The sequence below is a fragment of the Pseudarthrobacter sp. MDT1-40-2 genome (genome assembly GCF_059383595.1).
Genome location: NZ_JBWZCL010000001.1, coordinates 1,025,083 through 1,046,131 on the forward strand (window position 1 = coordinate 1,025,083; position 21,049 = coordinate 1,046,131).

At 62.2% G+C, this 21,049-nt stretch carries 20 protein-coding genes; 5 read left to right on the forward strand and 15 right to left on the reverse strand.

What is annotated here, in order from left to right; all coding sequences use genetic code 11:
* The first annotated feature begins 3 nt into the window (after positions 1-3).
* Positions 4-534, forward strand: coding sequence for a hypothetical protein (locus AC50X5_RS04825; protein ID WP_494974948.1), 531 nt, complete (start codon positions 4-6; stop codon positions 532-534).
* Here AC50X5_RS04825 and AC50X5_RS04830 read toward each other — a convergent pair.
* The 10 genes from AC50X5_RS04830 to AC50X5_RS04875 all read right to left on the reverse strand — a co-directional run bounded on the left by AC50X5_RS04830 (position 527) and on the right by AC50X5_RS04875 (position 14,528).
* Positions 527-2,008, reverse strand: a complete 1,482-nt coding sequence (locus tag AC50X5_RS04830) for a dynamin family protein (protein WP_494974949.1) — start codon at positions 2,006-2,008, stop codon at positions 527-529. The two genes, AC50X5_RS04825 and AC50X5_RS04830, sit on opposite strands and share 8 nt — an antisense overlap.
* Positions 2,005-3,876 carry a dynamin family protein gene (locus AC50X5_RS04835; protein WP_494974950.1) on the reverse strand — a complete coding sequence of 624 codons (1,872 nt, stop codon included), beginning with the start codon at positions 3,874-3,876 and terminating at the stop codon, positions 2,005-2,007. The genes AC50X5_RS04830 and AC50X5_RS04835 overlap by 4 nt, the downstream gene beginning before the upstream one ends.
* A 168-nt stretch (positions 3,877-4,044) precedes the next feature.
* A complete protein-coding gene (locus AC50X5_RS04840) occupies positions 4,045-5,160 on the reverse strand; it encodes an IniB N-terminal domain-containing protein (RefSeq protein ID WP_494974951.1) in 1,116 nt (371 codons plus the stop codon).
* A gap of 166 nt (positions 5,161-5,326) precedes the next feature.
* Complete coding sequence (locus tag AC50X5_RS04845; RefSeq protein ID WP_494975229.1) at positions 5,327-7,087, reverse strand: LuxR C-terminal-related transcriptional regulator; 1,761 nt, start codon at positions 7,085-7,087, stop codon at positions 5,327-5,329.
* A gap of 319 nt (positions 7,088-7,406) precedes the next feature.
* Positions 7,407-9,386, reverse strand: coding sequence for an Hsp70 family protein (locus AC50X5_RS04850; protein ID WP_494974952.1), 1,980 nt, complete (start codon positions 9,384-9,386; stop codon positions 7,407-7,409).
* Between the two features lie 212 nt (positions 9,387-9,598).
* Entirely contained in the window at positions 9,599-10,720 is a 1,122-nt protein-coding gene (gene ccsB / locus AC50X5_RS04855) for a c-type cytochrome biogenesis protein CcsB (protein WP_494974953.1), read from the reverse strand.
* A complete protein-coding gene (gene resB, locus AC50X5_RS04860) occupies positions 10,720-12,447 on the reverse strand; it encodes a cytochrome c biogenesis protein ResB (protein WP_494974954.1) in 1,728 nt (575 codons plus the stop codon). The genes ccsB and resB overlap by 1 nt, the downstream gene beginning before the upstream one ends.
* On the reverse strand, positions 12,447-13,202 hold the full coding sequence (locus tag AC50X5_RS04865) for a cytochrome c biogenesis CcdA family protein (protein WP_494974955.1): 756 nt from the start codon (positions 13,200-13,202) through the stop codon (positions 12,447-12,449). Before AC50X5_RS04865 ends, resB begins: the two co-directional genes overlap by 1 nt.
* Positions 13,203-13,215: 13 nt before the next feature.
* Positions 13,216-13,824 (reverse strand): TlpA family protein disulfide reductase, encoded by a 609-nt coding sequence (locus AC50X5_RS04870; protein ID WP_494974956.1) that lies wholly within the window; start codon positions 13,822-13,824, stop codon positions 13,216-13,218.
* Positions 13,825-13,847: 23 nt separating this feature from the next.
* The gene (locus AC50X5_RS04875; RefSeq protein ID WP_494974957.1) at positions 13,848-14,528 is read right to left on the reverse strand and encodes a histidine phosphatase family protein; all 681 of its coding nucleotides are present in this window, start codon (positions 14,526-14,528) and stop codon (positions 13,848-13,850) included.
* Positions 14,529-14,775: 247 nt separating this feature from the next.
* Between AC50X5_RS04875 and AC50X5_RS04880 the strand changes: the two genes are divergently transcribed.
* The 3 genes from AC50X5_RS04880 (at position 14,776) to AC50X5_RS04890 (ending at position 17,018) form a co-directional block, all read left to right on the forward strand.
* Positions 14,776-15,324 carry a YceI family protein gene (locus tag AC50X5_RS04880; protein ID WP_494974958.1) on the forward strand — a complete coding sequence of 183 codons (549 nt, stop codon included), beginning with the start codon at positions 14,776-14,778 and terminating at the stop codon, positions 15,322-15,324.
* A gap of 137 nt (positions 15,325-15,461) precedes the next feature.
* Entirely contained in the window at positions 15,462-16,073 is a 612-nt protein-coding gene (locus AC50X5_RS04885) for a hypothetical protein (RefSeq protein ID WP_494974959.1), read from the forward strand.
* Between the two features lie 195 nt (positions 16,074-16,268).
* A complete protein-coding gene (locus AC50X5_RS04890) occupies positions 16,269-17,018 on the forward strand; it encodes a hypothetical protein (protein ID WP_494974960.1) in 750 nt (249 codons plus the stop codon).
* A 54-nt stretch (positions 17,019-17,072) separates the two neighbouring features.
* Here the strand turns inward: AC50X5_RS04890 and AC50X5_RS04895 are convergent, their stop codons facing one another.
* Entirely contained in the window at positions 17,073-17,765 is a 693-nt protein-coding gene (locus AC50X5_RS04895; protein WP_463934856.1) for a redox-sensing transcriptional repressor Rex, read from the reverse strand.
* Between the two features lie 90 nt (positions 17,766-17,855).
* Positions 17,856-18,110, reverse strand: coding sequence for a glutaredoxin family protein (locus tag AC50X5_RS04900; RefSeq protein WP_494974961.1), 255 nt, complete (start codon positions 18,108-18,110; stop codon positions 17,856-17,858).
* Positions 18,111-18,220: 110 nt separating this feature from the next.
* On the opposite strand from AC50X5_RS04900, the gene AC50X5_RS04905 reads away from it, so the two are divergent.
* Positions 18,221-19,033 carry an HAD family hydrolase gene (locus AC50X5_RS04905; protein ID WP_494974962.1) on the forward strand — a complete coding sequence of 271 codons (813 nt, stop codon included), beginning with the start codon at positions 18,221-18,223 and terminating at the stop codon, positions 19,031-19,033.
* Positions 19,034-19,178: 145 nt separating this feature from the next.
* Here the strand turns inward: AC50X5_RS04905 and AC50X5_RS04910 are convergent, their stop codons facing one another.
* The 3 genes from AC50X5_RS04910 to AC50X5_RS04920 all read right to left on the reverse strand — a co-directional run bounded on the left by AC50X5_RS04910 (position 19,179) and on the right by AC50X5_RS04920 (position 20,934).
* Complete coding sequence (locus AC50X5_RS04910; protein WP_003792170.1) at positions 19,179-19,277, reverse strand: 30S ribosomal protein bS22; 99 nt, start codon at positions 19,275-19,277, stop codon at positions 19,179-19,181.
* 184 nt (positions 19,278-19,461) lie between these two features.
* Positions 19,462-19,674 (reverse strand): helix-turn-helix domain-containing protein, encoded by a 213-nt coding sequence (locus AC50X5_RS04915; RefSeq protein WP_463934859.1) that lies wholly within the window; start codon positions 19,672-19,674, stop codon positions 19,462-19,464.
* Positions 19,675-19,803: 129 nt separating this feature from the next.
* Positions 19,804-20,934, reverse strand: coding sequence for a 3-deoxy-7-phosphoheptulonate synthase (locus tag AC50X5_RS04920; protein ID WP_494974963.1), 1,131 nt, complete (start codon positions 20,932-20,934; stop codon positions 19,804-19,806).
* Between the last annotated feature and the right edge of the window lie 115 nt (positions 20,935-21,049).

The window sequence follows — 21,049 nt, forward strand, 5'->3', positions numbered from 1 at the left end:
ACCATGGCCTTGCCTCCCTCCGCGCCTCCGCCGCGACCTGACACGTCACTGTCTACGCCGGCTCCCATCAGCGTCATTGCCCCAGAGCCCCGGGCCATCCGGGCAGCCAAAGTGGTGTGGACGCTGAGTTTCGCAGCAGGCTTCGCTGTCCTGATCGGCAGTTTCTTTACGCGCGATTCGCACCTGGAACGGCTACGGGCAGTAGTTGAAAAAATTTCCCCCGGTGGGGACGCGGAGGCACTGGCCGCATCAAGCGGTATCGTCTTTTGGGGTAGCCTGGCTGCCTGGGTGCTGGTGATGCTTCTGGAGGCCGCGGCCTTGGCCGCGGTAGTAGGGAAGCGTGGATGGGCCCGCTGGTTGCTGATCCTGTTGACACCCGGGCATGTTCTCGCCGTTGCTGTAACTAGCGCATTCCTGGTTCCCGATGGCGACAGCGGTACCTACGTCCTGGCTCTCTGGGGCCTCCAACTACTCCTGGCGCTCATCGGACTGGTCCTTCTCTTCACCCGACCCGCCCGGACATGGCTTAAATAGGCTGTACAGCCTTGCAGCGAGCGATTACACCTTCACAACTGCGCATTACGACCCAGCAGGTTTCCACCGTCGAGCGGTCCGTCAGGGGATTCTCAGCTATCAGCCTCCAGCGGTTCAACCGTCTTCGGGCCTCTGCGGCAATTTCCCCGGCCGCGGTGTCTTCGTTCAGTCCGAAGCGGAGGTGAAGGGCATTTCCCCGGCCCCCAACGATTTGCTCGGCCTCTTCTGCAAGCCGGGCACTAAGCGTAGAGTCGCCAAGTCGGAGCTTTTCCAGAAAATCCAGTTCCCGGATCTCGTGGGCACTGGACTGCAGCCGCTCCAGTTTGGAAAGCAGCTTCTCTGAGCCCTGCCGCGATGAGCCTCGCAGCACCCTTTCCAGGGCTGGCATGGCTGTACGGACTTTAAGGGCCTCCGCTCGGTCCAGGAACAAACGTCCCACGGCCCCTAGCAGATCGTCCAGGCCGCTGCGACGCACCAATTCGTGGGCAAGCGGCGTAGGTTCGGAGTAACCACCCCGGATTAAGGCCACCCCCATCCGGATACCGAAGAGTCCCAGCCTCTTCAACATCCCGGCCCTGGCCGATTCCGGCAGTCCTTCCGGAACAGCGGCGCGCAGGAACCGATCAGCGGAGAGTAAGAGCCGTTCCCGGGCGGGACGATCCATTTCCGCCAGCTTCATCAGGGCTGCGAAATCCGATTGCCGCATGGTACGGGCAGTTTGTGCCAATAGCCCGGCCACAGGGACAACCCCCAGTGCCAGCTTCCGTAACTTTTCATCCTTCCGGTACCGCTCGGCGACGGTCCCCGCTGACAGCATCGAATCGATTCTGCCGGCACCCACTTCATCGGCCCTGGACAGTACAGCGAGCGTGTTGGCAGTCCCCGTATGGCCGGCCTCAGTATCCCTGAACGATTCGAGGAAACGAAGATCGGCGGCGTGCATATGCCGCATCAGATAGATCATGGCGTCGGCCCCGGGACGCCCGTTCAAAGGGGTAAGGAAGTCTGTTGAGGCCACGGAGACAGAATGCCTGAGTGAAGCCATGCCAGGCGTATCGATCAAGGTAACGTCACGCAACGCCTTCGCTGGCCATTCGACCTCCAGCCGCTCCACCTGGTCGGCCCGTATATCACCCAAGAGGAACACCAGCCTGCCTTCGTTGCGTTGTACGGGCAGACTCCTGGCTTCGCTGTCCAACGGATAGAGAGTGATGCGCGGGGTGCGGCCGTAGCGGTACCACGTCACGATCCGCGTACACTCGCCGGTATCAGTGGGGGCGATTTCCTCACCAATAATGGCGTTCAGCAGCGTTGATTTCCCTGCCTTCACCATTCCGGCGACGGCAATCCGAAGGGGATCAGCCAACCTGCGTGAAAGGCTTTCCAGCTCAGCCCTGGCAGCAGGGTCATCCCGGTAGACGTCCGACGCTTCGAGAATGACGTCTTTCAACTCTGCAATGATCGATTCGCTCATGCGGGCACCGACGCCTGCCCGCCGGCCTCGTGCTTCCCTGTCCGGGTGGTAACAGGCCGCGCGACCACCAATCTGCCCGCCGCATTGTGCACCGCGTTCACTCGCTCCAGCTCTGCTTTGATGTCACGGATGCGCTGGTCTTTTTGCGCGGTGAAAGTGGTAGCAGCCTTCTGCGCGGCGGCCACAGAGTCAGTCAAGGACCTGTGATGTTCATCCGCAATATCGGTGAAATGGTCCCGCGTGGTCCGTTGGACCAGGCGCAACCGGTCCCTCAGCTGCTTGCCCACCTGAAAAACCACGTCGTCCAATTGACGCCTGACCAACGCCTTTGCTTCTCCTTGCCTGCGCTTCAGCCTTGCTTCTTTGTCTTCCTTGTAGGCTTTTCGTCCCAGCAACAGGCCGGCTCCGACTGACAGCGGATTAATCAGTGCCATTCCGAAGATGCCGGTAATCAGGCCGAACATCAGCACCCCGCCATAGGAGCCCTTCATCCCGATGAGTACCTTTTGCATCGGGCTGATGTGGCCGTCGTCCAGTATGGGCAAGTCATCTACAGGGTCCAGGGCATCGCCGATTTCGGAAACCTCGAGGACGGGCAAGGGCACCTCGTTTTCGGAGAAGTGCTCAGCTACCTGTCCGGCAAGCCAGAGGGCCCGCTCACTGGTCCATACGAAAGTGTCCGAAACGGCCGCCGCGGTCGACTCCTCCAGCCAGACTACGAAGTCCAACCAACTGGGGCCCGGGTCGCCTTTGTCGATGGCTTCCTCAGCTTCGCGCTGAATACGTCGCACCCGATCCCGGAGGTCGTATTCCATATCCGCGATCAAATCTCCGATACCGTCATTGAGGGTCACCTGCCACCGCGCGGAGCGTTTGCGCAGATCATCAGCCTCTGCCTTGGCTTCTCCAAGTTTGGCAAGCATTTCCGCGGTGCCTTCAGGGTTCTCCAGGGCAGCGAGTTCTGATTGGAGAGCCAGCCGGAGGTTTTCCGTGACGGACAACAGGGTCTGGCTTACGGCCCGCCGTTGGATCCGTTCCGCCCTCCCCACAACGTTCTTCCGCAGGTAGCCCACCAATTCCGGGAAGCCGGACTCGCTGTTTAATTCACCGTCCTTCAGCCGCGCAGCCTCCAGCCTAAGGTCAGCTGAAACCGGGAATAACGGAATGTCTGCAGATACGCGGGCAAGGTGGGCCTGGTCCAATTGGGCAACTTTGCGCCAGTCCGGATAGAGATCGATCTTGGACAGGACGCCCATCACCGTAGGCGTTATTCTCATTGCCTGCCGCAGGAAGCGTACTTCCGGTTCCGTGTATTCCTGGGACGCATCCGAGACCAGCAGCATGGCATCTGCCGTCGGCAGGGCAGTCAGGGTAGTCAAAGTATGCGACGAATTGAAGCCGCCTACGCCTGGGGAATCGACCAGCGTCAACCCGTCGGCAAGAATCTTGCGTGGCAGGAACACCTCGGCAGCCAGGAGTTTTTTTCTGTTTCCCGGGTTGCCGCGTTCCGATACATAGGATGCGAGCTCGGCAATCTCGATTTTTTGGCGCTGGGGCGGGTCTTCGCCGGATACGGACTCCCGGGGCACCAACAGCTCGGCTTTGGGGCTGGCCCCATGCCTGACTACAGTTGGCACGGAGGTGGCGATGTCGTCGTCGAACGGGCAAACAGGGGCGTTGACCAGAGCGTTGACCAGCTTGCTTTTGCCTTGCTTGAATTCGCCGACCACGATGACGCGCACACTGGGGTCTTGGAGCTTTCCAAGGGTCTGGGTCAGCCGCTGCCTCAGGTCCGACCGGTCACCGGCCGCCACCAATTCCAGGCCTCGCTTCACCAGTCCAGCCAGTTCACCCGATTTCACAGGCACGTGGCCTGAGACCTGTGTTGCCTGGGGCGCCGGAGACGCCGGTCGCCGTTGTTCCCGCAAGTCAGCCAAGATGCGTCCCCTTGTAAAGCAGTAGATTAGGTGCTGCTGTAAGCCCCGAATGGCCCGGTGGGATATTTCCCACCGGGCCACACGGGTGAAACCTGACGGTTACGGAAGTACTTCCGCGTCAACATCAACGCTGTTGTCTACTTCGTTGTCAGCAATGATCAGCGAATCATCAATCTCAGTGAACTCGAGCTCGTTGTCGGCTACCACAGTGTTGTCGGCAACAACAACGTTGTCCTCGATGTTGGTCACCGTGTTGTCGGCGACAACAACGTTGTCCTCGACGTTGGTCACCGTGTTGTCGGCGACAACAACGTTGTCCTCGACGTTGGTCACCGTGTTGTCGGCGACAACAACGTTGTCCTCCACGTTGATGGAGTTGTCCACGTCGACGTCTACATCGGTCTCAGTGGAGTTGTCTACCGAGTTGTCGGAGTTGTCCACGGAGTTATCCGAGTTGTCTACCGAGTTGTCGGAGTTGTCCACGGAGTTATCCGAGTTGTCCGAGTTATCGGAGTTGTCGTTGAATGAATCCTCGAGGTCCACGTCAATTTCCGTCTCCTCGTTAAAGGAGTCGTCAATGTCAACGTCGACGTCGGTGTTGCCGATTTCAACGTCGCCGCCTGCGGTAATCGAGTTGTCCGTGGAGTTGTCCTCGGAGTTGTCCGTGTTGTAGGAGTCCTCGACGTTGTAGGAGTCTTCGACGTCAATGTCGTCACCGGCAGCCAGTGCCTGGTCACCGGAGGCGATGATGGCTTCGTTGTCGAACAACTGGGTGACGTCACCGTCAGCCCAAATGTTCTGGTTCACGGACTGATCGGTGATGGTGTCGCGGTCATCTACCGTTGACGTGTAGGAGTAGTTGTTGACCACGTGGTGCAGCTGCTGGACTGCGTGTGCGTGATCATCATGCTCGTGCTTGCCGCCGTGGTGTCCGCCGTGAGCAGGAGGCGGGGTGTGGCCGCCGCCACCGTTGCCGCCGGTCCAGGAGGTGTTGCCGCCGGTGTTGTACTCGCGGTCGAACGAAGAAGCGTTGACGGTGATCGGAGCGTAATCCAGGACAACGGGCATTGCTGCGTCCACGTCGGCGGAGCATACGCCACCGAGGCCGGCGCCCTCCAGGGCGTGCTCTGGATCCTTCAGGAACTCATCAGCGGCTTTGGGATCGTTGAAAAGGCTCATCAGGAATTCGACAAGCGAGTTAGCAAGTGTAGGCATGGGATGTTTCCTTCATCTTCTCTGATTTGCGGATTGACCCGACATCAACACCGGGTGTGAATTAAACGTAGGTCCGGCCTACCCGACCGGGCATCGGGATGCTCCCCCCGTAGTAAATTGCCATTGTTAGGGAACGGCAGTTTCTGGCATTAGGGGCATTAGGGGTTTACTCCTGACCGGAATGGTCTGCGCCCAGGGCAAGCCTCAGGCGTACCAACAGATCCGAACGGTTTTCTGCCCCGAGGCGGCGGCGGACACGAGCCATGTGGTGCTCTGCCGTGCGGGGTGAAATGTAGATTGCTTCGCCGATCTCCCGGTAGGTCTTGCCTTCGAGGACCAGCCGGGCCACTTCCTTCTCCCGTTTGCTCAATTCCGCGCCGCGCTGCATTGACCCTGTTTCCTGCCCCGGGTCCGACGATTCATTCCCTTCAGGGCTCAGCGTCGACGGCGTACCGGGGCTGCCGAGCGGATGGAGCTCCCGTGCACAGGCAAGCAAGCGAACCATATCCTTGCGTTCATCGGCACGACCTGCAGCGTGCCCTGCAAGGCGCGCGCCTTCCCACTTCATACCCACCGTTTTCAGTCCACGTGCGGCAGACTCCACATCTGCAACGGTGAAACGTCCCGCAAGGACTGAAACCCAGGTTTTTCCGGCGGCGGCCAGCACAGCAGCGAGCTGACTATGGCTGGCCGCACGGGTAAGGGCGGCTGCATGCGGAGCAAGATCGGCGGGGCTCTCATTAAGCAAGGCAGCCTGCACTCCCGCCCAGCGAAGAGGCACGGCCCACAGGGGTGGTTCCCCCATTCGGCCAAGAAGGTCCCAGGCTTCATTCACGTAATGGGACACCCGCCTGTTTTCGCGGAGCCGGGCGGCGGAGATCATGAGTTCGCCCCAAGGGAGCAGGCTGTACAGGTCAACGGAGGTGTGCAGCATCGCATCCCTCGCGCGTTCCCAAGCCAGCAGAAGTTCCTGGACGTCGCCGCTTCTTCGTGCCAGGCCTACTTCCAACGCGGCGTACAGGAACTCATCACGCGGAAACAGCCGCCACGGGTTCGCTTTCAAGGCCTCATTGATGGCTCGACGGGCTTTTGCCGGCTTGTCCTGCTGCATCTCGGACCAGGCGTGTAAGAGGTGCAGGCGGGGGGCAGCCGCAGCACCTCCCTGGCCGGCCGAAATGGCCGAGCGCGTGACCTCGCGCGCAACCCGGGGCTCGCCGATGTGCAATGCCACAAGTGCGGCCAATGAGGCGGGCGTTTCCGGCAGCGGGAGACTGGAGTTCGCAGCATTCAAGGAATCGGAGGCATGGATCAACGTGGGCAACACATTGGGGTCTTCGACTTCAAGCGACCGGAGTATGCCTTTGCCTGTTTGGCCCAACGCGACGCCCAAGAGTGTGGGTGACGCCGGAGCCATACCCCCGGCCAGGATTGCTTCGGCACCGGCCCGGTTGCCGCAGCCCACCAGAGCCACCACCGCGAGCGGGGCTGAGCGTCCCAACTTGTCAGGACCCAGCCAGGTATAGATATCCGCGCTGGCGGACAGCATTCCCTTATGAGCCCAGACTGCCGCCGCAACGTCCACTGCCCGGTTGCGATCGGGGCAATCCGCTTGCGCCAGGACCCGGTCAACAATCCGTCCTGCAGCATCCAGGTCTCCCTGGGCTGCACGCGCCTGCGCGCGCCTGGCGGCGGTAGCTGCATCATCTCCGCCGGCCAGCAACGCCTCCTCATACAGCAACGAAGCCTGGACCGGGTCATGCTCAAGAACACTGTCCGCAGCGGCTTCGAGTTCAGATGAAACCCTGGGATCAACAAGGCCGGAGCGGGCCATTTCCCTGGCCAAAGGACCCAATGGCCATCCCTCGTCGGCGTAGTAGTCCACAAGTTCGCGCTGAAGCGCTTGAATCCTGGCGCTTGGGGTTCTCATAAGGAGAGCTTGTTTTGCCGGACCAGGAACTGTGCCATCGGGTAGCAATAGTCCGGTCGATTCGCCGCGGGCCACTACTTCGTCCAGGGCCTCGGCCCCGAGGTTGTCGAGCGCGCCCATCAGTTCCTGAGGCAGTGGACCGGGCAGTGCAAATCCTACTGACAGTGCCAGCAGTAGATCTCCGAGAGGCGCGTTATCTCTACGCAAGAGTTCTGGAAGGAACTCGCCCTCACCATCCTTCGCTACAGCACCTTTGCTGTCAGTCAACACAATCTTCTTTGGCAAGCCAGAATCCCCCAATACGGCTTTACTCGACCGTCTACGCAGTGGCCGATGGACTTACGGGTGGTGAACTCCCCTCGGTGACAGTGGGCTCGTGTGCCGGGTCAGTAGTCGGAACACCCGGCGGAACAACAGACGACTCAACAGTCGGCGGAACAACAGGCGGAACAACCGTCTGTTCAGCAGTCTGAACCGGCGTCGGAACAACCGGATCAGGCGTCGGAACAACCGGATCAGGTGTCGGGACAACGGGATCAGGCGTCGGAACAACCGGATCAGGCGTAGGAACAACTGTCGGATCTACCATCTGTCCAGCAGTGGGCTCCGCTGCCGGCTGAGGTACCTGTCCGGGCTCCGGATTTTCCGAAGGCTGTTCGGAGGCGGATGGTGTGGGGGTTCCAGAGGATCCTGCCCCGGGATGGTCCCCTGTTGTGGCGTCCGGGACTGCCTCCCCCGCGGGTGGTTGGCCGGATTCGCCTCCAGCAGTGTCAGTTTTGGTGGACGACACCGCTTTTTGGAGCCCAACTCCTCCCGGGACCGCGCCCGCCGGCTCACCCGGAGAACCTGCTTCAACGCCGGAACCTGGTGCGGGCGTTGCATTCCCGTTGTCAGTCCCAGCCACCTGTCCGCTGAATATTGAGGCCAGATTATCCAGTCCCTCTGGACTTTGTGCGGCTGTGGCGGTCAGCGCGCAAATCAGTGCAACGACCATAGCCACAGCTGCCAGTCGTACACGGGAGGTTCGCGAAGTTGGGGCTCCCGCGTCCCTCCCCGGGCCGGCGGGGGCAGAGCCGGGTTTCCGTCCGGGGCCCGTGGGCACCTGTCCCGCTGGACCTCGCCGTCCGTGTCCACGTGAAGGACTCTCGGACATTGCCGATGTTGCTTTCTTTGCCTCCACTGACAGGGCAGTTTCCGGCGCCGGGCTTCCTGCGTTTTCAGGAGCTTGCAGGGCAACCCTCGTGGCCCCCAGGCAGATGGAAGACTCAGGATCCGCACCCACAACGATGGGTCGGTTCAACTGCACCGAAATCTGTTCTGCCACCAACGGGATCCGGGAGGATCCGCCGATGAGCAGCACAGCGGCGAGGTCATTCGAGGCCAACCCCAGTTTCTCAAGATGACGCTTCAGGACCTCTACGGTTTCCCGAACCGGCTCTTCGATCAGCGTCTCAAACTCTGCCCTGACCAGCCGTACCTGCTGCTGAACTCCAGGGAGGGACAGGGAAATCGTGGCCTCGCTGTCCCCGGAGAGCGCTTCTTTGGCCTCAACACATTCACGCCGGAAGCCGGCCAAGGCCGCCCTGACGATCGGCGCCTCGAAATCCAACCCCTCGAAAGCCGTCCCGGCATGGGCAACCACATGCTGCATGACGGCGGCATCAAAGTCGGCACCGCCCAGGCGATCCAGACCTTCGGGCCGCCCCAGGAGCTCGAAACTCCCGGCGTCCTTCTTCCGGAGGACGGCTGTATCGAATGTTCCACCGCCAAGGTCATAAATGGCAAGGGTGGTGCCACTGGCAACCCGGTCCTGGGCAGCGTAATGCAGTGCAGCAGCTTCCGGTTCACTGATCAGTGCCACATTATGGAGACCTTTGGCCTTCAATGCCGCGAGGACAACGTGCGCACGGTGGCCTCCCCAGGAGGCGGGATGGGTCAAGACAATGTCCGACGGCGGCGCGCCCATGTGTTCCTCTGCCCGGTCCACAACCCAACGTGCCACGGCAGCGAAGACATCTTCGGCGGCCACCATCGTGGTGCCCACACTGATAGGGACCGAGTCCCCAACGCGGCGCTTGAATTCGCGCACAACACGTTCGGGAGAATCGAGGCCCCGGCGTTCGGCGGCCTCCCCCACCAGGAGGGGACCTTTTTCCGGGTAGTACACAATCGATGGGACAGACGATCCGCGGAGCCCCAGCGGAAGGCTCGCCGGAACGGGCGGTGCCTTCTGGTTCAGCGGCAGGACGGCGGCTGCCGTATAAGTTGTCCCGACATCGATGGCAAGAACATAGCTCATGGATACCCCGAGAATAACGAGTGAGTCCGCGGATTGCAGCCACGTTTCCGCTGCAACCGGAGAGTGATCCCGCGATCAGTATCACGGGCTCCAATCAAGCTAGCACCAGTCAAAGGGTGGCGAAAGACCCTTTGCTACATCGATTTGTTTATTAAAATTTTGTCAAGTCCTGCGGTGCGCTTGTCATATTCCGCGGGGAGAGTCGTCCCTGCTCAGAGCCCGGAATACGAGTGCAGACCGCTGAAGAACTGGTTCACGATGGTGAAGTTGAAGACGATGCACAGGTAGCCCACGATCGACAGCCATGCCGCGCGTGTCCCTGTCCAGCCCCGGGTTGCCCTGGCGTGCAGGTAGCCGGCATAGACCACCCAAATCACGAACGTCCAGACTTCCTTGGTATCCCAGCCCCAGAACCGGCCCCACGCCTTTTCGGCCCAGATGGCACCGAACATCAAGGTAAAGGTCCAGCCGATGAAGGCAATGGCGTTGATCCGGTAGGACAGGTTTTCCAGGCTCAGCGCCGAAGGAACCAGACGCATAAAGCCAAGTTTGTCCGCTCCGCCGGCGGCTACCGTCTTCTGGCGGTGTGACTGCACCAGCTGCAGCGCGGACATGGCGAAGGTCAAAGTGAACAGAGCTGAGGACAGCACGGCAATGGAGACGTGGATGATCAACCAGTAGCTCTGCAGGGCCGGCACCAGGTGACCCACGGGAGTCCAGAAGGACACCGCCGCGGCAACCTGCATAATCACGGCCAGGCCAAGGACGAACGTGCCCAGGAAGCGGAGGTCGCGTTTGATCAGCACCAGCAGGAACACAGCCACCGCCATGAACGCGCCGGTGGTCAGGAACTCGTACATGTTGCCCCACGGCACCCGGCCGGCACCGATAGCGCGGGCCACCACACCGGCGCCGTGGATCAGAACGCCCAGTACCGTCAGCGCGACAGCCACGCGGGCGGGAACGCGGCGCTCCGCGGCATAGCGCATTTCGCCGTCGGCCATCCGGGCTTTGGAGGTGGATGCGGAACCTGCCTTCGACGTCGGCCGTTCTGCCCGGTCCACCGGCCCGGCAAGGTGCCCGTCGGTCCTGTCAGTCACAGACCCGGCAGAATTTCCGACGCCGGCACGCACCGGCTGTTTCGAGGACGACGGGGCGGCGGCAGCCTCAGCGGCGGCAGCTTCTGCGGCCTTTTCATCAATAAGACGGAGCGCTTTGCTGCTCTTGGCAAGGTCCCAGGCGAAGGCGACGAATGCCACAGTGTAGGTGGCGGCAGCGAACAGCATGAACAATTCGCTGTAGGCGCCTGCGGTTTCGTTGATGGAAAACGGCATTACTGGTCCTTCGTCGGCTGGGCGGAGCCTGTTGGGGTGGCGCCTGTTGGGGCGGGAACGGAGTCCGGGTTATTATCCCCGCTGCTGCTGGGATTTTGCTGGGTGCGGGCGGGATCTGCCTGCCATTGCCCGGCGAGCAGTTCCCCGATGGCGGTGGCTTCGGCGGCCAGGCGGTGGTCTTCGCCACGCGCCAGCAGTCCGTACTCTACGGTGGTGGAGCCGTCAGGCCCGGTGCCGGTGCGGACCCAGACGCGGCGGCGGTTCACGTACAGGGACACCACCAGGCCGCCTACGGCCAGCAGGGCAAAAATCAGCGCGAATCCCTGGCCTGGGTTGTGGTGGATATCCACGCCGATGTAGCGCTTGACACCGTCGAAGCTGATGCTGCCCTTGCCGTCGGGAAGTGTGTAGCTCATGCCGGGGGCCAGGGTGATTCCCCCGGTATCAAGGTTGCGGGCGTTGAGCGGGGTGAGCCCGGCGACGTCCAACTCGAAGACGTTTTGCGGGGCGCCGTCGTCCAGCCCCAGGTCCCCAAAGTAGGAGTTCAACGTCAGCTGGGGATTGATGAGTTCCGGGTCGCCGCTGAAGGAAACTCCCTCATTGGTGACAAAGGCGGTGGGCAGGAAGAATCCGACAAAACCCAGCTGCTCCGGCCTGGCATCGGGAACCTTGATCACCACTGAGGAGTAGTAGTTGTCCCCCTGCAGCTTTGCCACCACAGGACCCTGCATGGCCACGTTGCCGTCGCCGTCGCGAATGGTCACCACGGGCGCGTAGCCATTGCCCGTGAGGTAGATACTGGTGCCGCCCAGGCTGACGGGGTCGTTGACCTTCAGGACCTGCTGCGAGGCAGGCGCCTCCGGGGATTCGCGGGTGGTGACCTTGGCCGAGAAGTCGATCGGCTGGCCGATCTTGCCTGCCGATTCGCGGTCGAACGTGATATCAAACGAGTCCAACTGGACCGAGTACGGCTGGAGCTGGCTGGACTGGAAGTTGGTGCCGGGAGTGAACTGGTCATAGCCCACCAGCGTATTAACGAAGGTGTCGCCCTCCACCAGGATCCGCTGCCCGCTGTACCCGAACAACCCGCCGGCGGCGACGGACACCAGCACCCCGATCAGCGAGGTGTGGAACACCAGGTTGCCTACTTCGCGGAGGAAGCCGCGTTCGGCACCCAGGGACGGGCTGTCGCCGTCGGCGTCCCGCACGTCAACCCGGTAGCCGCGTTTCCGCAGCAGCCCGGCGGCATCGGAGATGGCTTCCGACGGCGGTATCCCGGCGTCGGACTCCAGCACCAGGGTGCCGTACTCAGGAAGCCGGGACAGGCGGGTGGGAGTGCGCGGCGGCTGGGAGCGCATGGCTTTGTAGTGGGCGACGGCGCGCGGAATGACGCAGCCAATCAACGAGGTAAAGAGCAGGATGTAGATGGCGGAAAACCACACCGAGGAGTAGACGTCGTACAGCTGGAGGGCGTCCAGCACCCTGCCGAAGTCGCCGTTGTTCTTGATGTGTTGGCTCACGGTAAAGGCGTTGGCTGCCCGCTGCGGAACGAGGGATCCGGGCACGGCAGCCACGGCCAGCAGCAGCAGCAGGAACAATGCAGTACGCATGCTGGTCAGCTGCGTCCAGACCCAGCGCACCATGCCCCAGGGGCCCAGTGCCGGTAACGCCGCCTCAGCCTTGGCGTCCGCTACGGTCCGTTTGTTAGTTTTCACACGCTCGCTCATCAGATTGGCAACTTAACGTCGGTTTGGAACCAGTACTGCAGGGCCGTGACCCATTCGCCCCACACGCCACTGGCCATCAGCAGGCCCAGGATTACCAGGATGGCGCCGCCAGTACGTTGAATGGCCAGGCGGTGCTTGCGGAAGAAGGACATCACGCCCACGCCGCGGCGCACCGCCAGTGCGATCAGCAGGAACGGGATTCCCAGGCCCAGGCTGTAGATAAACGCCAGGAACGCGCCCTTGGCCGCGGAGGAGCCGCCGGACAGGCTCAACAGCTGGACGGCGGAATAGGTGGGGCCAATGCACGGCGCCCAGCCCAGCCCGAAGGTGATGCCCAGCAGCGGCGCACCCCACAGTCCGGCGGGAGGCTTGGCGTGAATCTTGGCGTCGCGCTGAAACCAGCCGAAGCCGCCCATGAACACCACACCCAGCAGGATCACCAAAAGGCCCAGCACCTGGGTGATCCAGGCGTTCTGCGGGCCGGAGATCAGGGTGCCCAGCTGGCCGAACGCTCCGCCCAGCAGCACAAAGATAAGGGAGAAGCCCAACACGAACAGGCCGATGCCGGCCAGCATCCGGCCCTTCTTCTGCCGCTGCAGGTCCACGCCCGTCAGCCCGGTTACGTAGCCGAGGTACCCCGGTACCAGCGGCAGGACGCAGGGCGAGAGGAAGGACACCAGCCCGGCCAGCAGTGCGACGGGAATGGCCAGCAGCAGCGAGCCGCTCAAGATCGTCTCGGCGAAGGGGCTGTTCATGGAGATGCGCCCGCTACTCTGCCACGGCGGAGGTGATGAGGGCCTTGAGGGTGCCGGTCTGGATCTCGCCGAGCACGCGCGACGCCACCCTGCCCTGCTTGTCCAGCACCAGGGTGGTGGGGACGGCGCCAGGGGGAACCATGCCGGAAACGGCCAGCAGTACCGAGCCGTTTTTGTCGTCAAAACTGGGGTAGGTCACATTGAAGGACTTTTCGAAGGCTTCTGCGGTGGCTTTTTCGTCACGGAGGTTCACGCCCAGGAAGCGGACGTCCTGGTCCTTGAATTCCTGGTGCAGTGCCTCCAGCTGGGGAGCTTCCACCCGGCAGGGGGCGCAGGCGGCAAACCAGAAATTCAGCACCGTCACCTTGCCCTGGAGTTCTGCCGGGGTAATGGTGGTGCCGTTGAACAGGGTGCCGTTGATTTCGACGGCGGCAGCCCGGTCGGCTGCGGTGAATTCGGTCACGGAGCCGTCGCCTGCCACATAGTTCTTGTTGTCGCCGGCTTTGGCCTGCCGGGCCAGGGCGTCCTCCTGGGCGCAACCGGACAAGCCTAAGGTAAGCCCGGCCAGCGCGGCACCGCCGGCCGCAAGTACGGTTCGGCGGGAGGCCACCGCAGAGCTCATCGGGCGGTTCCTGGCAGCCATGCTCAAGCTCCCGGAGTGGTGGACGCACCGGGAAGAAGTGCGGCAGCAGGCTCGTGGTATTCAACGCGGAGAAGGGCCCCTTCGGCATCGAACACCAGGGAGGTGACGGACGTCAAAGTACATTCGCGCTTGCGGGGATCATGCCAAAGCCGCCGGCCTTCGGCGCTCAACCGGGTGGCCCAGATGGGAAGCTGGTGGCTGACCAAAATGGCCTCAGCGCCACGCTGCTCAAAGTCGGTGCCGGCCAGTTCCCTGGCACGGAGCCGCGCATCGTGGACGGCAGCCATGACGCGCATGGCCTGCGCTTTGTAGGGTTCGCCCCAGGACGGCCGGAGCGGGTTGACGAAGTGCTGCCAGTGCCGGAGCCTGCGGAGCTCCGCCTTGGTGACCTTGAGCCCTTCGAAGCGGTTTTCAGCCTCGATGATGCGATCCTCGGTGGCAATCTCCAGGTTCAACGCCTGCGCGGTGGGGAGTGCCGTTTCCTGCGCGCGGGTCAATGGCGACGCGGCGAGGTAAACGATATTGGCGCCTTGCGCAGCACGCTCCGCAAAGTAAGTGGCGGCAGTCTGGGCCATCCGTTGGCCCAGTTCGGAAAGGTGAAATTCTGGAAGCCTGCCATAGAGAATCCCCTGGGGATTGTGGACCTCTCCATGGCGGAGCAGATGAACCGTGGATTGGGGCATGTCTACCAGTTTCTCAAAGATCTGGGGCGATTCGAAATCTTCTACCGGAAGTAGAACTCCCGGTCGGGCCGAGTAGTTCCGCAGGTGTTCAAAAAATTCTCACAAAAAGTTCGCGGACCCGGGAACAAAACATGCAAATGCATGTTTATACTGGATGCAGCAGTTAGTTGATACTTCAACAGATGAGGCTTCAACTAACGATCAGACGCTCTCCCCCTGAGCCAGCAACTATTGAAGGAGCATCACCATGGCACTTCCCACCGAGATCACCACCGGCACCTGGACCCTCGACAACTCCCACAGCGAGATTGGCTTCACCGTCCGGCACGCTGGCATCAGCAAGGTCCGCGGCCAGTTTAAGGACGCGGAGGCCACCCTTGAGCTCACGCCGAACGTGACCGACTCTGCTATCAACGCCACCATTAAGACCGCCAGCTTCGACTCCGGCGACGCCAACCGCGACGGCCACGTCCGCGGCGAAGACTTCTTCGATGTGGAGAAGTTTCCGGAAATCTCCTTCGTCTCCAAGGAACTGGTAGACAACGGCGACGGCTTTGAGCTGAACGGCGACCTCACCATCAAGGGCATCACCCGCCCCGTCACGCTGGAAACCGAGTTCAACGGCGTGGCCGTGGACCCGTTCGGCAACACCCGCGCAGGTGTCACCGCACAGACCACCATCAGCCGCAAGGATTTCGGCCTGACCTGGAACGCCGTCCTCGAGACGGGCGGCCTGCTGGTTAGCGACAAGGTCGGCATCAACCTGGAACTGGCCTTCATCGCTCCCGCGGCTTAGTCCCACCGCCTCCCCGGCAAGCGACAACCGCCCGCCCTCGGACAAAAATGTTCGACGGCGGGCGGTTTGCTTGGTTTTCATCACGACTTCCACGCCAATTCGTAGATTACACGGCCGGCCACGCCTACAGTGAACCCATGAGCAACCAGAGCGACATACCGCAACCCGATTCAACCGGGACACCTGCAGGCCAGAGTCCCACCACTCCCCCGGCCGGGTACCAGCCTCCGCCGGCACAGGGTTACCAGCAGCCCGGCCCGTCGCAGAGCCACCAGTTCCAAATGCCTTCCGACTCACCCCGCAGCTTCGACCAGGTCATGCCCAAGGGCGGCTTCTCTGGAATTTTCAGCGTCGCCGGAATGCCCACGGAGCTCAAGGTCTCCTACTGGATCTGGGTCATCACGGGCATCCTGGGCGTCCTCCTGGGTGTTGTGGGGTTCTTCTTTTCCTTGGTAGCAATAGCCTCACTGCCCGCCCTCGGTGTGATAGTGGTGCTTCTGGTCCTTCTCACGCTTGTACTTTCTGCTGCCCAGGTTATCCTGGCCATGAAGATGAAGGAAGGCAAGTCCTGGGCCCGCATGGCCCTCACCGTCATTGTGGCAGTCACCTTGGTCATCTCCCTGGTTCAGTCCGGCATCGACGGAGGAGGGGGCTGGTTCGGCTCCATCCTCGGCATCGTGGCAACCGTTCTGATGTGGATGCCCAACTCCCGGCCCTGGTTCGAACAGCGCACGCCCGCAACCAACTGATCGCCTGCTGAAGACGCCTACGCCCCGGACACAACCCGGGGGCGTAGGCGTTTTTGCAGGCCAGTGCACAATTTGTTGCCTTTAATGACCCACCAGTCTGCCGGTGGGAGGTACGGTGGAATAAGCCATGCTGGGGGCACGGCTTGCGTTGTTCCCGGCGTCCGATGCTTCACCCAGATTCGCGAAGGAACGCTCATGACCACTCCTCCCGTCCAGCCGCCTCAAGGCAACGATCCGGAAAACGCCCCGCAGCAGCCGGGCTACGGCCAGAACGCACCCCAATATGGTCAGCAGTCACCCCCGCAGCCGCAATACGGCCAGAACGCTCCCCAGTTCGGTGAGCAGGCACCGCCGCAGTATGGGCAGGCTCCCCAGTACGGCCAGCAGCAGCCCGGCTACGGCCAGCAGGCACCCTATGGTCAGCCCCCTGCCCCGTATGGCTACCCGTCGGAGCAGTCTCAGCCAGCCGGAGACCGCGCCGTTCCGCCGCAGGTGGACTTGTCTTTCAAAATGATTCTCGCGGCAGGAATCCTGTCCGCTGTCAGCTCGCTCATCATGGCCTTCACCGGTGGCGATTACTTCTGGCAGTCGATGGAGTCACAGATCCTGGCGCAGGGTGAGGAAGTTCCCCCCGGGATGGCCGAGGGCATGCAGGGTGCTGTGATGGTTGGCGGAATCATCGCCGCTCTGATCTCCCTGGGTCTTTACGCCCTGGTGGCCTTCCCGGTGCGGAAGGGAAAGAACTGGGCGCGGATCCTCGGAACTGTTTTTGCTGCCATTTCTGTTCTTGGCCTTTTCAGCCTGTTCCAGTTCGGTCCGCTATACGGCGTCCTGCAGCTCATTGTGATCCTTCTGGGCGTTGCAGCCATTGTGCTGCTCTACCTGCCGGCCAATGCGCCCTACTTCCAGAAGCAGCAGCCCTTCGGAAACCCCTACAGCCGCTAACGCAAGTCTTCAGGCGCAACACACTCTCCGCGGACGCAGCCCGCGGGCCACAGCTTAGGCTGTTCGGCCCGGGGTCTGCGTCCGTTGTGCATGGTAGGCGAGGATCTGGAGCTCGGTGGCCATGTCCACCTTGCGCAGGTTCACGCCCTCGGGCACCTGGAGCACTATGGGGGCAAAGCTCAGGATGCTGGTGACTCCTGCCGCCACGACCCGGTTACAGACGGCCTGGGCAACAGTGGCCGGCAGGGCAAGGACCACCATGTTCGCACCGGTTCGTTCCAGGACCGTTTCCAGGTCCTGGACATCACTGACCCGGAGCCAGCCAACCTCGTTTCCCACCACCATCTGGTCGGCGTCGAAAATCGCCACGACGTCGAACCCCCGGGACTCAAAGCCGCCGTACCGTGCCAGGGCCTTACCCAGGTTACCGGCACCCACAATTGCGACTTTCCAGTCGTGGGTCAGGCCAAGGGCCGCCGCGATGTGCCTGCTGAGGTACTGGACCTCATAGCCCACGCCCCGCGTGCCGTAGGAACCAACGTGCGAGAGGTCTTTGCGCAGCGTTGACGAACTCACCCCCGACGCTTCCGCCAGGGAATCCGAAGAAACAGTCTCGATGCCCTCGGCCAGCAGCGAATTCAGGGCGCGCAGGTAAAGCGTCAAGCGGGCCACCGCTGCCGGTGGAATCTGCTTCGCAGTCCCGCCATCGCCCTGGATGGCAGAGGGTGTTGATTCCAAGGAGGTCACTGTCTGCTCCGTCGAGTCGCGTTGTGTCTTCACTCTAGGGCCAGGAAGCCTGAGCCAACAAAGCGGGCGCCCACACCTGAGCCCGTTTCATTACGCCGCCAGGATCCGCCGCAGCAGCCGGTCCAGGCGGCCTTCGTCAATGGTCCAGAAATCCCGCTGCACGCCGTCCACCAGCAGCACGGGGATCTCTTCGGCATACTTCTCGCCCAGTTCAGGGTGCTGGTCCACCAGTTGTTCCGACCATTCCAGTCCCAGCCCCGAAGCAACGCGTTCGACGGCGGCACGCGCCTCTGTGCACAGGTGGCAGTCTGATTTTGTCAGTAGTACCACTTCCGGTTTTGCCATGACTTAAAGGTAGTCCTGCAGGCACCGGCGGGCTGCATCAGGAACGTGCTACCGGAAGCGAAGCTGGTGGCCCGGCAGCTGCGCCCGGACCCATTGGCTAGACTCAAGGCATGCCCGAGGAGAAGTATGTCGCCGTAGCCACGCGCCCGACCCCTCCGTCCCCCCTTGGCGAGGCAGCCTTCTTCGACGTGGACAACACACTGATGAAGGGCGCCAGCCTGTTCCACGTGGCCCGCAAGATGTACCAGCGGAAAGCCTTCACCTTGCGCCAGGCCAGCGGTTTCGCCTGGAAGCAGTTCAAGTTTGTGATGCGCGGCGAGAACCTCAGCGATGTTCATGCTGTGCGCGACTCAGCCCTGATCCTGGCGGCAGGGATCACCGTGTCGGATATCAAGGCCCTCGGCGAGGAAGTCTACGACGAGATGATCGCCTCGAGGATCTGGCCTGGAACCAAGGCGCTGGCCGAGCAACACCTGCGTGTTGGGCGGCGGGTCTGGCTGGTGACGGCCACACCTATTGAAGTTGCCACCGTCATTTCCACCCGCCTGGGGCTGACAGGCGCGTTGGGCACGGTGGGAGAAGTCGAAGAAGGCGCCTACACCGGCCGCCTGGTGGGCGACATCCTGCACGGTTCTGCCAAGGCGGCTGCCGTGGAATCCATGGCAGAGTCTGAGGGCCTGAACCTGAAACGCTGCTGGGCCTACAGCGACTCCTATAATGACATTCCGCTACTCACCCTGGTGGGACATCCTGTGGCAATCAACCCCGACGCCCGGCTCCGCAAGCACGCCCGCGAGCACAACTGGCCCGTTTACGATTTCCGCTCGGGCCGCCGCGCAGCAACCCTGGGCCTCAAAGCCGCCACGGTGGGTGGCGCAGTCTATGGACTGTGGAAGGGTTTCGCCCGCCTCCGCAGCCGCTGACGTCCCAGCCACCGACGTCCCAGCCACCTGCGTGGCAGGATCTGGATTCCGCCGGGCCAGTACGGGCCAGTTTCAAACCGGGGCCTGGACGCAAAAATGCCCGCTGCCTGACGGCAACGGGCATTCACGCAGTGAAGCAGATGCTCTACTTCTTGTTGCGGCGCTGGTGACGGGTCTTGCGAAGCAGCTTGCGGTGCTTCTTCTTGGCCATACGCTTGCGACGCTTCTTAATAACTGAACCCACGAAAGTTCCTCACAAACTAGATGTAGTACCTGTCTGATGGAAATGTTCGTGGACAATGCTACGAACTGAAACAACTGACAGATTCTTACAATGACGTAAAACGTTCCTTAACAGGGTACCGCCTATCGGGGGCACCTACTGACCGCCGCCGTCAGGAGTGACGGCAGGGCCACGGCAACAGGGGTCAGGCGGTGTCCGACTGGCCTTCCACCACGGCGCCCTTGAGGTATTGCTCAACGGCGTTCTCGGGAACCCGGAAGGAGCGGCCAAAGCGCACGGCCGGCATCTCTCCTGAGTGGACCAGACGGTACACGGTCATCTTGGAAACGCGCATAACCTCGGCCACCTCGGCCACGGTCAGGAACTTCACGTTGGAGAAGTTCTGATCTGCGGACATCCCATATTCCTTTGCTCCCGGTGCTGTTCGGCAACCGCCTTTACGGCGCGTCGTCACCGGGCCTTCGAACAACCATGTGCTAGATACTCTAGAGGTTCAGGGTGCCAATGTGAAAGTCTCTCCGGCTATTCATCCGGCCAGCAGGACGCTCCGAGCCTCACGCCGTTTCCGCGCCGATACCGCCAGCTGCTCAAGCACAGAAACCGTGACGTCCCATTCCATGCAGGCATCCGTAACGCTCTGGCCGTACACCAGCTGCGAGCGGCCTGCCGCGTGCTCCGCTACGTCAAGATTCTGCGCACCGCCCACCAGGAAACTTTCCAGCATTACACCGCCGATTGCATCCGCGGCGGGGCCGCCTTCCTGCAGCCGGGCACCGAGTTCCAGCGCAACCTCGGCCTGGCGGTGGTGGCTCTTGCCGCTGTTGGCGTGGCTGGCATCAACGATCAGGCGCGGATTGAGCTGCTTGCCTTCCAACCGCTCAGAAGCAGCCTCGACGTCGGCAGCTGAGTAGTTGGGCCCCTTGCGTCCGCCACGAAGGATCACGTGCGTGTCCGGATTGCCCGCTGTTGCCACGTGCGCGGCCCGGCCTTCATCGTCAATGCCGAGGAAGGCCTGCGGGGCCGAAGCGGCACCGCAGGCATCGATCGCAACCTGGAGGTCGCCGTCGGTCCCGTTTTTGAAGCCGATGGGCATGGACAATCCGGAGGCAAGCTGGCGGTGGATCTGGCTTTCGGTGGTCCGGGCACCAATGGCGCCCCAGGACACCAGGTCCGCCATGTACTGCGGGCTGATGGGTTCCAGGAACTCGGTGGCGGTGGGCAGCCCCAGCGCGGCGACGTCCTGCAGGAACCTCCGCGCGGTACGAAGCCCGGTCACCATGTCGTGGCTGCCGTCCAGCTTCGGATCGTTGATCAGGCCCTTCCAGCCCACCGTGGTGCGCGGCTTCTCGAAGTAGGTCCGCATAACAATCAACAGCTCGGAATCGTGAAGCTGCGCCTGCACTGCCAGCCGACGCGCGTAATCGAGCCCGGCCTGCGGATCATGGATGGAGCAAGGGCCAACGATTACCAGCAGCCTGTCATCAACGCCATCCATGACGGCCCGGACTTCGTCACGGCCGCGCTCGACGACGTCCGTCACGTGGGCATCCAGGGGGAGCTCGGCCATCAGTTCACGGGGCGTGGGAAGGGCGGCGAAGTGGTTAACACGGAGGTTCGACGTCGAACTGGCGGCTGTGGCGGTTGCTGCGGGGGTCATGAGGGGTCCTGTTCCGAAGATGGAAGCGGGCCCTGAATCAGAACCCGCCGTAGATATGGCGAAGGGCAGAGAATGAACTCTGCCCTGTTGGCTCTGAAGGAAGTTGGGTGCGTGT